This window comes from uncultured Hymenobacter sp., from assembly GCF_964242765.1.
In the GTDB taxonomy this organism is placed as follows: domain Bacteria; phylum Bacteroidota; class Bacteroidia; order Cytophagales; family Hymenobacteraceae; genus Hymenobacter.
Genome location: NZ_CAXTBM010000032.1, coordinates 1 through 13,585, shown reverse-complemented (window position 1 = coordinate 13,585; position 13,585 = coordinate 1). Strand labels below are relative to the sequence as shown.

The window sequence follows — 13,585 nt, the reverse complement described above, 5'->3', positions numbered from 1 at the left end:
GCTGCCGGTCATCGGGCGCTAAGTCGCCCTATACCTATGCTCGGTTGAGTTTGCGGCGACTCTTCTAGTGCTTTCAAGCCTAAAACAATCTACTACACCCATTAAAAAGCCCACTCGTTTAGCGGTATGAAAATTAAGAGGTTTAGAGTGTTTGTAGCTGCTACAGCTGCTTTGTTGCTGCAAAATGTCGGGCTGTTTGCACAATCAATTGAGTTGGTCAACCCCATCATGACGGGCTTTTATCCCGACCCGAGCATTGTGAAGGTAGGACCGGATTATTATCTGGTAAACTCCACGTTTTCTTACTTTCCTGGCATCCCAGTGATGCACAGCAAGGACCTGAAAAACTGGAAGCAGGTAGGCAACGTCATCAGCCGCCCCTCACAAATGACCTTTATGGGCGACCGGATGACGCGGGGTTTGTTTGCGCCGGCCATCGAGTATCACAACGGTACGTACTACGTCACGTGCACACTTATCGACCACAAGGGCAACTTTGTGGTGACGGCCAAAAACCCCGCCGGCCCCTGGAGCGACCCCACGTTCCTGCCCCAAGTAAAGGGCATCGACCCCTCGCTGTATTTCGAGGGCGACAAAGCCTATGTCATCTACAACAGCGACCCGCCCGGCACCCCGCTCTACGACGGCCACCGATCCATCAAAATCATCGAGCTGAACCCGCAAACGCTGCAAACCGTGGGCGAAGCCAAAATCGTGGTGAACGGAGGCGTGGACATTAGCAAAAAGCCGGTCTGGATTGAGGGGCCGCACCTGATGAAGCGGGGCGACTGGTACTACCTGTACGCGGCCGAAGGCGGCACGTCGGTGAACCACACCGAAGTGGTATTCCGCAGCAAGGCGCCCCTGGGACCGTTCGTGCCCTACGAGAAAAACCCCATCCTTTCGCAGCGCGAGTTGCCGAAAGACCGCAAAGACCCTATTACGTCGGCGGGGCACGCGCAGTTTGTGGAAGGGCCGGATGGCAAGACCTACGCCATTTTCTTGGCCGTACGGCCTTACGAGGGCAACTTTTACAACACCGGCCGCGAAACATTCATCGTGCCCGTAGTGTGGAAAGACGAGTGGCCCGTCATGGACCCTGGCCCCAATGGTGTACAATACAGCTACAAAGCCAACTTCCCCGAAGTGAAGCAGCCCAGCGCCCGGCCCCAAAGCGGCAACTTCGCCTACACCCTCACCTTCGAGAAGCAACTCGACCCGGCACTGCTATTTCTGCGCACAATCGATAGCACCAACTTCTCCTTAAGCAAAGTCAAAGGGCTGACCCTGAAGCTGAAGCCCGAAACGTGCGCCGAAACCGGCAACCCGGCATTCATTGGCAAACGTCAGCAGCACCTGTACTGTACCACCGAAACCGAGCTGACGTTCGCGCCGAAAACGGCCAACGAAAAGGCAGGTTTGGTGATATTTCAGGACGAGAAGCACTTCTATTATCTCTGCAAATCGGTGGACCAGGGCAAGCCGCTGCTGCAACTGTTCAAAAGCAACCCCGACGACGCGAAGAAACCGGAGTTGCTAGCGCAAGCGCCGCTCAAGTCGGCTACGGCCAGCGTGCAGCTGCGCATCCAGGCCCTCGGCGACACATACAACTTTAGTTTCTCGGATAATGGCAAGACGTGGACAGCCCTCAAAGACAAAGTGGACGGTAAGTTCCTGAGTACGCAGGTGGCCGGCGGCTTCATCGGCTGCTTGTTCGGGATGCACGCCACGTCCTCGGGCCAGCCCACCACCAACACGGCCTCTTTCAAGTGGCTGAAATACGAGGGCAATGACCCCATATACAAGAAATAAGGCGCGAGGTGCGGGCGGCAAGGCGCTGGTCTAAACGGGCTTTTCCCACTCTTGTGTTTGCCTAACCGAGCCCTAATACCTGACTTTGCTCCGAGTGCGGGCGAGGCGGTAGCGCGGTAGCGCCGTCATTTCGACCACGTCTTCTCACTTACTACTTGTTATGCAACTGTTTTTCTTTTTTGGTGCGTTTATGCTTGCTGCCATCACTGCTCAGGCTGCTGGTCCCGTTTTCGTCAGCAGCCCTGATGGGATGGTGCAGGTGAGCGTAGACGTTACTGCCCAAGGTCAGCCTACCTATGCCGTGCGCTACCGCGCCGCCGAACTGCTGCGCCCCTCACGCTTAGGCCTGCAACTAGCCAGCGCCGACCTTACGCAAGGCTTGAAGCTAACCAAAGCCGATAAGGTAGAAGCCGTGGCCGACGACTACCAGTTGGCCACAGACAAGCGCGCTAATTGCCGTTATCGGGCCAACCGCCGGGTCGTGCACTTCGCGGGCCGGGCCGGGGAGCCTACGCTGAGCGTGGTGTTTCAGGTGTCGAACGATGGAGTGGCGTTTCAGTACCTCATCGAAGGCAAAAGCGCCGACGTGCAACGTATCACGACCGAAAAAACCAGCTTCCATTTGCCAGTGGGCACCAAAGGCTGGCTGCACCCGCACGCCAAAGCCCAAACCGGCTTTGCCAATACGCAGCCTTCTTACGAGGAAAATTATCAGCGCGGCATTGTGGCCGGCACGCCGTCCACGCTCGGGCAGGGCTGGTCGTTTCCGGCGCTGTTTGAGACGGGCGGACGTTGGGTACTGCTCACCGAAGCGGGCATGGACCGCACCTACTGCGGCACGCATCTGGCCCACACCTCGTCCGATGCCGACTACAGCGTAGCCTTTCCACAAGCCCCGGAAAAAACCACCCCCGACGCGGCACTGCTGCCCGAAAGCCGCCTGCCCTGGCGCTCCCCCTGGCGCGTTATCGTGGTCGGCAATTCGCTGGCGCCCATCGTGGAGTCGACGCTGACGACTGACTTGAGCGCGCCCGCTAAAACACCCGTGCTACCCGAAGCGCCCGGCAAATCGTCGTGGTCGTGGGTGTTGATGGGTGACAAAAACACCACCTACGACGTGCAGCGCCGCTTTATCGACTACTCGGCCGCCATGGGCTGGCGCTACTGTTTGGTGGATGCGCTGTGGGACAAGCAAATCGGCTACGACAAAACAACCGAGCTGGCGCAGTATGCCCGCTCGAAAAACGTGGGCTTGCTGGTGTGGTACAACTCCAACGGCAGCTGGAACGAGGCGCCCCAAACGCCGACCAAGGTGCTGTTTGACGCCGAAAGCCGGCGCAAAGAGTTTGCTCGCATCAAGCAAATGGGCGTGGCGGGCGTGAAAATCGACTTTTTCGGCGGCGACGGGCAGTCGTTTATGAACTACTACCTGGACTTACTGACCGATGCCGCTGAGGCCGGCCTGCTCGTCAACTTCCACGGCGCCACCATCCCGCGCGGCTGGAACCGCACCTATCCCAATTTGATGACTATGGAAGCCGTGAAGGGCTTCGAGTTCCTGACGTTCGACCAAAGGAACACCGACCAGGAGGCCACCCACTGCGCCATGCTGCCCTTCACCCGCAACGCCGTGGGGCCGATGGACTTCACGCCCATGGCGTTTTCAGAAATCAACGGCAAGCAGCGCCGCACCAGCAATGCCTTTGAGCTGGCCTTGTCGGTGTTATTTCAGTCGGGCATTCAGCATTACGCCGAGGTGCCCGAGGGCATGGCCGCGCAACCCACCTACGTGCAGGACTTCGTGAAGAAGCTGCCACCACGCTGGGCTGACGTGAAGCTACTCGATGGCTTTCCCGGCGAGTACGCAGTACTGGCCCGCCAAGCGCCCGACGGCAAGTGGTACGTGGCCGGCATCAACGCCACTGATGCGCCCAAAACCATTCAGCTCGACTTAGAAAAACTAGGATTGAAACAGAGCACCCTAATTACCGACGGTGATACCAACCGCAGCTTCAGCACCCGCGCGGTGAGCGGCGCTACCCTGAGCGTGACGTTGCCGGCCCGCGGCGGCTTCGTCGTGCAGCCCTAAGGTTGTCGCTCTCATAACCAAACAATCCTTCACTCGCCCACTTCCCGCATGCGTCACTGTCTGGCCAAAGCTTTCTTACTACTGGTTTACTGGACGAGCACTGGGGCGACCCATGGCGCAAACAAGCCCACACCGACGCCTCTGCGGCTGTGGTACGACCGGCCCGCTGCCAACTGGAACGAGGCCCTGCCCCTCGGCAACGGCCGCTTGGGGGCCATGGTGTTCGGGGCACCGGAACGCGAGCGGCTCCAGCTGAACGAGGAAACCATTTGGGCGGGCGGACCCAATAATAACGTGAAGCCCGACGCCCTGCCAGTGGTTCAACAGCTACGGACGCAGTTGCTAGCCGGGCAGCTGGTGGAAGCGCAGGCTCTGGCGCAAACCCAAATGCAGCCCGTCAGTAACAGCGGCATGCCCTACCAAATGGCTGCTAACGTGTACCTGAGTTTCCCAGGCCATGAGCAGGCCACCAACTACCAGCGCGACCTGGACATCAGCCGCGCCGTGGCCTCCGTCAGCTACCAGCTTGGGGGCGTGCGCTACCGGCGCGAGGTGTTTAGCTCCCTGCCCGATCAAGTGATTATCGTGCGCCTCACGGCCAGCCAGCCCGGCAAGATTAGCTGCCAGTTAGGAGCGGAAAGCCTGATGCAGCACACCCTGCGCACGGAAAACAACCAGTTGGTGCTCGACGGTCGCGGCAGTGAGCACGAAGGGCAGGCCGGTCAGATTCGCTTTCAGCTGCGGGGGCAAGCCGTGGCCGACGGCGGCACCGTGCAAACCACCGACGCTGGCATCCGCATCGAAAACGCCAACAGCGCCACGCTCTACTTCTCGATTGGCACCAATTTCATCAACTACCACGATGTGAGCGGCAACGCTGCGGCGCGGGCCACAGCGTACTTAACCCAAGCTATAGGCAAGAAGTACGAAGCGGCCCGCGCCGCGCACACGGCAGCCTACCAGCGCTACTTTAAGCGCGTGACCCTGAACCTGGGCGTGACGCCCGCCGCGCAGCTGCCCACCAACCAGCGCCTCGCAAATTTTGCGCAGGGCCAAGACCCGGCCTTAGCAGCCCTGTACTTTCAGTACGGCCGCTACCTGCTGATTTCCAGTTCGCAGCCGGGCGGGCAGCCGGCCAACCTGCAAGGCATCTGGAACGACCAGCTCAAGGGCCCTTGGGACAGTAAGTACACGGTGAACATCAACACCGAGATGAACTACTGGCCGGCCGAAGTGACCAACCTCACGGAACTGCACGAGCCCCTATTCAGCATGCTCAAAGACTTGAGTGTAACCGGCCAACAGAGCGCCCGCCAGATGTACGGCGCCCGGGGCTGGATGCTGCACCACAACACCGATATCTGGCGCATCACCGGGCAGGTAGACCCGCCGCAGTACGGCCTCTGGCCCATGGGCGGAGCCTGGTTATCGCAGCACCTGTGGGACCATTACCTGTTCACCGGCGACGAGCACTTTTTGCGCGAGTATTACCCCGTGCTCAAGGGCGCCGCCACCTATTTGGTGGATGCCTTGCAGCCCGAGCCCACCCACCAGTGGCTGGTAGTAGCCCCGTCGGTGTCACCCGAAAACACCTATGCGCTCAACAGCAAGCGCATTGCCATTGTGGCGGGCACCACGATAGATAATCAGCTGGTGTTCGACCTATTCTCAAAAACCATCCGGGCCGCCGAGCTGCTGAACCAGGACAAGCCCTTCGCCGATACCCTGCGCACCCTGCGCGAGCGGCTAGCCCCGATGCAAATCGGGCAGTACGGGCAGGTGCAGGAGTGGCTGCAGGATGTAGACGACCCCAAAGACCAGCACCGCCACATTTCGCACCTATATGGGCTGTACCCGAGCGGGCAAATTTCGCCCTACCGTACGCCCGCCTTGTTTGAGGCCGCCCGCACCACCCTCACGCAGCGCGGTGACGTGTCCACGGGTTGGTCGATGGGCTGGAAAGTGAACTTCTGGGCCCGCATGCAGGACGGCAACCACGCCTACCAGCTGCTTACCGAGCAGTTGCACCTGCGCTCCGGCGCGGGCGGCAACTCGGGCGAAGGCGGTGGCACGTATCCAAACCTGCTGGATGCGCACCCCCCGTTTCAGATTGACGGCAACTTTGGGTGTACGGCGGGCCTGGCCGAACTGCTCATGCAGAGCTACGACGGGGCCATCGACCTGCTGCCGGCCCTGCCCGACGCGTGGCCGACGGGCGAAGTAACTGGCCTAGTTGCCCGCGGCGGCTACGTGGTAGACCTTGCTTGGAAGCAAGGCAAAATCACGCGCGTGCGCATCACCTCGCGGCTCGGGGGCAACTGCCGGGTGCGGGTACACAGCCCCGTAGTGGCCGCCACCGGCCGCTTCAAACTGCGGCCGGCGCAGGGCGACAATGGTAATCCATTCTACCAAACTCCGGTGGTAAAGCCTCCGCTGGTATCCGCTAAAACGGCGGCTCGGCAGCCCACGCTGGCCCCATCGGTGGTGTATGATTTCCCAGCTACAGCCGGTATTACCTATGAATTAAAGGCGCAGTGATTTCTGCGTTTACCCCGCTTGCTTCTTTATCTCCCAAGATCAATTATATGAAAAACAGCTTTTTCGCCCTGCTCGTAGCCCTAGCCGCTTGGGGAACTGGCACCGACCTGCGGGCGCAAAACCCCATTATCAAAGACGTATTCACGGCTGACCCAGCGCCGCTGGTATACCGCGACACGCTGTTTCTGTACACCGGTCATGACACGGCTTCGGTGCAGGAAACCAACTATAAAATGCCGGACTGGCGCATCTACTCCACCACCGACATGGTGCACTGGAAAGACTACGGGGTGCGCCTTTCGCCCCGGACCTTTGCCTGGGCTACCGGTGACGCCTACGCGGCGCAGTGCGTCGAGCACAAGGGCAAGTTCTACTGGTTTGTGTCCACCTTCCACAAGAAAGACGACAACAGCCAAGGTGGTTCAGCCATCGGCGTGGCCGTGTCGGACCGGCCCACCGGCCCGTTCAAGGATGCCATTGGCAAGGCGCTCATTGTCAACGAAATGACCAAGGACAAGCCGCACGCCTGGGACGACATTGACCCTACGGTCATTGTGGACGACGACAAGCAAGTGTATATGTATTGGGGCAACGGGAGCTGCAAGTGGGTGAAGCTCAAGGACAACATGACGGAGCTGGCCGGCCCCATCAATACGTTCACGCCCAAAAACTACATCGAAGGCCCCTGGCTGTACAAGCGCAAAAAGCTCTACTACCTCGTGTACGCCAGCGCCGGCACCAAGCCCGAAATGATAGAATACTGCATCGCCCCCAGCGCCGCCGGGCCGTGGACCTATCGCGGCATTATTCAAGAAAACGTGCCCAACAGCTTCACCACCCACCCCGGCATCATCGACTACAAGGGCAAGAGCTATTTCTTCTACCACAACGGCTCGTTGCCCACCGGCGGCAGCTACCGGCGCTCCATTTGCGTGGACGACATGTACTACAACCCCGACGGCACCATCAAGCCCATAGTGCAAACCACCAAAGGCGTGGCCCCGGTGAAGTAAGCCCAACCAAGCCAAGCGCCGACTTCGCCTACTAAAACCGGCAGGCCTCACTCCTGAACGACAAGCACGGCTACGACTTTGCCCTGGCCGTGAACAGCGTTGCCTTGGCGAATTGACTTTCGATTTTATTACGACAGATTGCTGTACCTAAAGGGACCCCACACGGCACTTTCAGCTTTCCAAGAGTCCCTGCTACTCATTGAAAACCCGCTTTATGAATAATTATCTTGCCTACGTGCGGAGCAGCAAACGCGGTATCCTGGCCATCGTCTGCCTGCTTTCTGTGGGTGCTGGTTCCTGCTTCAGCCAGCGACCTACTCCGCCAAAGAAATTAGCGGGTAAGGCGGCTTTTTACACCAACACGTACCCCAACCTGTTTCGGGAGGCGGGCTATAGGCAGACCGACATCGACCGGAAGGTGACTCAGGCATACCACGACGTGTTCGAAGGCCCCAATAAGGTGTACTTCGAGGTGGGCGACTCCATGGCTTACGTGTCGGATGTGAAGAACGAGGATGCTCGCACCGAAGGGCTTTCCTACGGCATGATGGTGGCGGTGCAACTCAACAAAAAGGAGGTGTTTGACCGCCTCTGGCGCTGGTCCAAGAAATACCTCCAGCACCAAAGCGGCCCCATGGAAGGCTATTTTGCCTGGAGCATCAATACGACCACAATGAAGCGTAACTCCGAAGGGCCAGCCTCGGACGGCGAGCTGTACTTCGTGACCAGCCTCTTGTTTGCGTCAAACCGCTGGGGCAACAGTACCGGCATCAATTATTACCGAGAAGCCCGCCGCATTCTGGATGCCTCCTGGAAAAAGGATGGCGCCGGCGACGTGTACAACCTCTTCAATACCAAGTACAAGCAGATAAGCTTCGTGCCGGTCGGGGACATGTACAACTGGACCGACCCCTCGTACCATGTGCCGGCTTTTCTGGAAGTGTGGGCCGAATACGCCAAGGACGGGCACGAGCAGTTTTACCGGGACTGCGCCGATACGTCGCGCGTATTTCTGCACCGCGCCTGCGCCGCGCCCACCGGCCTCAACTATGACTACACCGAGTTTAGCGGTAAGCCCCACTCGACCCGGTGGGCGCCGGCCGCGTTTCGCTACGACTCCTGGCGCGTGCCCATGAACATTGCCATGGACTACGTGTGGTTTGGTAAGGACCGAGCGTGGCAGCAGCAGTACGCGCAGCGCTTTCAAGGTTTTCTGCGCACGAAAGGCCTCAACACCTTCGAAGACCAATTCAACGTGGACGGCTCGCGGCCGGACTTCATTCTGCCGGCCGGCAAGGTGAAGAAGCTGCGGCACTCGTTAGGTTTAGTGGCTACGTCGGCTTCGGCCTCGCTCATGCGCCCGGCCCCGCCCAAGCTGGATTTCGTGCACGCTCTCTGGAATGCCAAGCTGACGCCCTACGAAGACGGCTATTTCGACCCTTACTACGACGGCCTATTGTACCTGTTCAGTTTGATGCACCTGAGCGGCAAGTACCAGGCAATAAAGCCCGCCACGCACTAACTACGAAGCTCAATTATGAAGAACTACGTGTTACTGCTGCTAGCCATGCTGGGTGGTCTTGGACTGCGACCGGCCGCCTGGGCCCAAGGCACGTCGGCCTACAACCCCGTGGTGTATGCCGATGTGCCGGACCTGTCCATGATTCGGGTGGGAAAAACCTACTACATGAGCAGTACCACCATGCACATGAGTCCCGGCGTGCCCATCATGAAATCTACGGACCTGGTGAACTGGAAGCTAGTGAGCTACGCCTACGACACCCTGGCCAGCGTGGATGCCATGACGCTGGCCAAGGGCCAGAGCACTTACGGGCGCGGCTCGTGGGCCAGCAGTTTGCGCTATCACCAGGGTACTTACTACGTCAGTACGTTTGCCCAAACCACGGGCAGAACCCACGTGTATTCCACCAAAAACCTGGAAACTGGCCCCTGGAAAGCGGTATCGTTCCAACCGAGTTTGCACGACCATTCGCTATTTTTCGACGACGATGGCCGTGTGTACATGGTGTACGGCGCGGGTAAGCTGCAACTGACCGAACTCACGGCCGACGTGTCGGGCCTGAAGCCGGGCACCACGCCGCAAACTATCATCGAGAATGCCAGCGCCCCTGCTGGCTCCAACATCAACCTGCCGGCCGAAGGCTCACAGCTGTTCAAGGTCAACGGCAAGTACTACTTGTTCAACATCACCTGGCCGCGCAACGGTATGCGGACGGTTGTTGTGCACCGGGCCGATAAAATAACGGGCCCCTACGAGGGCCGGGTGGCCCTGCAAGACTTGGGCGTGGCCCAAGGCGGCCTCATCGACACGCCTGAAGGCAAGTGGTATGCCTACTTATTTCGTGATTTTGGTGCCGTGGGCCGCATTCCGTATCTGGTGCCGGTGCAGTGGGAGAGTGGCTGGCCAGTGCTGGGCACTCTGGTGGGCAAAGTCCCCGAAATGCTTGCCCTGCCCGCCAACAAAAGCCTACTGCCAGGCCTGGTTGCATCCGACGAGTTTACGCGCCGTGCGGGCGAGCCGGCTCTGCCCCTGGCGTGGCAGTGGAATCACAACCCCGACAACCAACTCTGGTCGGTAAGCAAGCGCCCCGGCTACCTGCGCCTCCAGACCGGGCGAGTCGATACGTCGTTCTTGCTAACGCGCAACACCCTAACCCAACGCACCATCGGACCGGCGTGCGCCGGCACCACGGCCCTGGACGTCACGCACCTGAAGGATGGCGACTTTGCTGGTCTTGGGGTGTTGCAGAAGCGCTACGGTTTGGTGGGCGTGCAGGCTAGCCAGGGCGCGAAGGCCATTGTGATGGTCAGCGCCGAGTCGGAAAAGCCGGTGGAATTGCAGCGCCTGCCACTGACGCAAAACAAGGTGTACTTCAAAATCGAATGTGACTTCTAGGACCGCCGGGACGTCGCCACTTTCTTCTACAGCCTCGATAACAAAACCTGGCAGCCCGTAGGCAAACCGCTCAAGATGGCCTACACGCTGCCGCACTTCATGGGTTACCGGTTTGGCCTCTTCAACTACGCCACCCAAACAACGGGCGGGTACGCCGATTTCGACTATTTCCGCATCACCGATAAGCTGACCAAATAGCCGCTTTGGTGGGGCACCTCACTAGAACGAGTACCCCCTTTACTAACCGCATAACCCGATGCGCACATTGAAACTTTACGCGCTGCTGGCAGCCCTGACCCTCATTGGTCTTTCGCCTGCCTACTCTCAAAACCCATTCATTACCAATCAATTCACTGCCGACCCCACGGCCCGCGTATTTGGCGACCGGGTGTACGTATACCCTTCGCATGACATTCGGGCCACCCCAGGGCACGGGCGGGCCGGCTGGTTCGTCATGGCAGACTACCACGTCTTCTCGTCGGCCAACCTCACCGACTGGACTGACCACGGCGTCATCGTCACCCAAAACAAGGTGCCGTGGGTGAAGCCTGATAGCTACAGCATGTGGGCGCCGGACTGCGTGTTCCGCAACGGCAAGTACTACTTCTACTTCCCCACCACGCCCCGCGACACCACCCAGGGCAAGGGCTTCCGGATTGGGGTGGCCGTGGCCGATAAGCCCACTGGCCCGTTCGTGCCGCAGGTCGCGCCCATTGCCGGCGTGCACGGCATCGACCCTAACGTGTTCATCGATAAGGACGGGCAAGTCTACCTCTATTGGTCGCAGGGCAACATCTACGGGGCCAAGCTGAAGAATAACATGCTGGAACTGGCCGCCGAGCCCAAGACCCTCGGCGAGCTGCCCACCAAAGGCTTGAAGGAAGGCCCGTACGTGTTTGAGCGTAAGGGAATTTATTACCTAACGTATCCGCACGTCGAGAACAAGACCGAGCGACTCGAATACGCCACCAGCACGAGTCCGCTGGGGCCATTTACGGTGAAGGGAGTGATTATGGACGAGTCGCCGACGGGGTGCTGGACTAATCACCATTCGTTTCTGCAATTCAAAAACCAGTGGTATCTGTTCTACCACCACAATGACTTGTCGCCGAACTTCGACAAGAACCGGTCTATCAGAATCGACAGCTTATCCTTCGCCGCCGATGGCTCCATTCGAAAAGTGCAGCCCACCCTGCGCGGTGTCGGCTTGACCAGTGCCAAGCAGAAAATTCAGCTGGACCGCTACAGCCGCCTGAGCGAGCAGGACGCAACCATTGCCTTCCTGGACACCGCCAATACGTTCCAGGGATGGAAGACCGTATTCGCCAGCGGTTCCGGCTGGGTGCAGTACAACGGGGTGGCTTTTGGGCAGCAAAAACCGAAAACCGTTTCGCTCCGGGGTGCATCCACTGCTGGCGCTATCCTGCAAATCCGGCTGGATAATGCGGCCGGGCCGGTTGTTGCGGAAGTAACCGTGCCGAAGGGCGGCGCTTGGCAGGAAATCAAAGCGCCGGTCACAGCCTTCACGCCCGGTACGCACGCGCTGTATGTGGCACCGAAGTCCAAGGCAGCGGCCGTTGAAGTGGACTGGGTGCGCTTCGAGTAAGCTTGCCAGCTTGGCCTGAGCCGCAAAAAATTCCTTCCTTCAGGAAGCAACTGGTGTAAGAAGCTGACTGACTCCATCTTTCCAATTCCCATTTCTATGAAGCTTGCTACTGCTTTACTCGGTGTGCTCCTGCTTACCAGTGGAACCCAGCCGGCGGCCACCACTTCGGGCCCGGTTGCCGAATTTCCTTTCCAGAATCCCGACCTGCCCATCGACCAGCGGGTAAACGATTTGGTGGGGCGCCTGACGTTGCCCGAGAAGGTTTCGCAGATGCTGAATGCTTCCCCGGCCATCGACCGGCTGGGTGTTCCGGCCTACAACTGGTGGAACGAGGCCCTGCACGGCGTAGCGCGCACCAGCTTGAAAACCACCGTTTTCCCGCAGGCTATTGGCATGGCTGCCACCTTCAATACCGATGCCATGCTGCAAATGGCCACCATCACGTCCGATGAGGCGCGGGCGGTGCACCAGGAGTACGTGCGGCGCGGTGAGCGGGGCATCTACCAAGGCCTCACGTTCTGGACGCCCAACATCAACATCTTTCGGGACCCACGCTGGGGCCGGGGCCAGGAAACCTACGGCGAAGACCCCTACCTGACTGGGCAGCTCGGCAGCGCGCTGGTGAAAGGCTTTCAGGGCGACGACCCGAAATACTTGAAAATAACGGCCTGCGCCAAGCACTTCGCCGTGCACAGCGGCCCCGAGTCGTCGCGCCACGAGTTCAACGCCCAAATCAGCGACTACGACCTCTGGGACACGTATTTGCCCGCCTTCCGCGACCTGATTGTAGATGCCAAGGTGGCCGGGGTGATGTGCGCCTACAACGCCTACGCCGGCCAGCCCTGCTGCGGCAGCGACAAGCTGATGAACGAGATTCTCTACGACAAGTGGAAGTTTAAAGGCTACGTCACGTCGGACTGCGACGGCATCAACGACTTCTGGCAGCACCACAAAACCGACCCCGATGCGGCTACCGCCGCCGCCAACGCCGTGCTGCACGGCACCGACATCGAGTGCGCCACCGGCAAGCTTTTCACGTACAACTCGCTGCTGGAATCGGTGCAGAAAAAACTGATTACCGAGCAGCAGCTCGACGTATCGGTGAAGCGGCTCTACAAGATTCGCTTTCAACTCGGCATGTTCGACCCGGTGGAGCGCGTCAAGTACGCCCAGATTCCGATGAGCGTGGTGGAAAGCAAGCCGCACCAGGCCCACGCCCTGAAGATGGCCCGCGAGTCGGTGGTGCTGCTTAAGAACGAGAAGAACACGCTGCCGCTGCGCAAAAACCTGCGCAAAATCGCCGTGCTCGGCCCCAACGCCGACAACGAAAGCGTGCAGCTCGGCAACTACAACGGCTTCCCCACCGACATCGTGACGCCGCTCGAAGGCATCCGGGCCAAGGTGGGTTCAGGCACGGAGGTGGTGTATATCCAGGGAGTGGACTACGCCAGCAACGTGGTGTACGAGCCGCTCGATATCAACAAACAGTTGGCGTACGATGGCAAGCCAGGCTTCCAGGCCCAGTATTTCAAGGGCACTAACCTGGAGGGCACGCCCGTAGTTACCCGCCAGGAAGTGGGGCTGGACCGCTACCTGGCCAACGTGAAAAT

The 13,585-nt window shown here is 59.5% G+C and carries 7 protein-coding genes and 1 pseudogene; all 8 read left to right on the top strand.

Annotation, left to right across the window (positions count from 1 at the left end; translation table 11 throughout):
• The first annotated feature begins 126 nt into the window (after window positions 1-126).
• Window positions 127-1,812 (top strand): glycoside hydrolase family 43 protein, encoded by a 1,686-nt coding sequence (locus ACFE7X_RS14355; protein WP_375436365.1) that lies wholly within the window; start codon window positions 127-129, stop codon window positions 1,810-1,812.
• 160 nt (window positions 1,813-1,972) lie between these two features.
• Window positions 1,973-3,901, top strand: a complete 1,929-nt coding sequence (locus ACFE7X_RS14350) for a glycoside hydrolase family 97 catalytic domain-containing protein (RefSeq protein WP_375436364.1) — start codon at window positions 1,973-1,975, stop codon at window positions 3,899-3,901.
• Window positions 3,902-3,949: 48 nt separating this feature from the next.
• A complete protein-coding gene (locus ACFE7X_RS14345; RefSeq protein ID WP_375436363.1) occupies window positions 3,950-6,439 on the top strand; it encodes a glycoside hydrolase N-terminal domain-containing protein in 2,490 nt (829 codons plus the stop codon).
• A gap of 47 nt (window positions 6,440-6,486) precedes the next feature.
• Window positions 6,487-7,452: a glycoside hydrolase family 43 protein gene (locus tag ACFE7X_RS14340; RefSeq protein ID WP_375436362.1), complete on the top strand. Its 966-nt coding sequence runs from the start codon at window positions 6,487-6,489 to the stop codon at window positions 7,450-7,452.
• 214 nt (window positions 7,453-7,666) lie between these two features.
• The gene (locus ACFE7X_RS14335; protein ID WP_375436361.1) at window positions 7,667-8,974 is read left to right on the top strand and encodes a glycosyl hydrolase family 8; all 1,308 of its coding nucleotides are present in this window, start codon (window positions 7,667-7,669) and stop codon (window positions 8,972-8,974) included.
• Window positions 8,975-9,019: 45 nt separating this feature from the next.
• Window positions 9,020-10,567 (top strand): annotated as a pseudogene (locus ACFE7X_RS14330) (glycoside hydrolase 43 family protein).
• Window positions 10,568-10,625: 58 nt separating this feature from the next.
• Window positions 10,626-11,975 (top strand): family 43 glycosylhydrolase, encoded by a 1,350-nt coding sequence (locus ACFE7X_RS14325; protein WP_375436360.1) that lies wholly within the window; start codon window positions 10,626-10,628, stop codon window positions 11,973-11,975.
• A 96-nt stretch (window positions 11,976-12,071) separates the two neighbouring features.
• Window positions 12,072-13,585: glycoside hydrolase family 3 protein (locus ACFE7X_RS14320; protein ID WP_375436359.1), on the top strand; the 1,514-nt coding region annotated here is incomplete at its 3' end.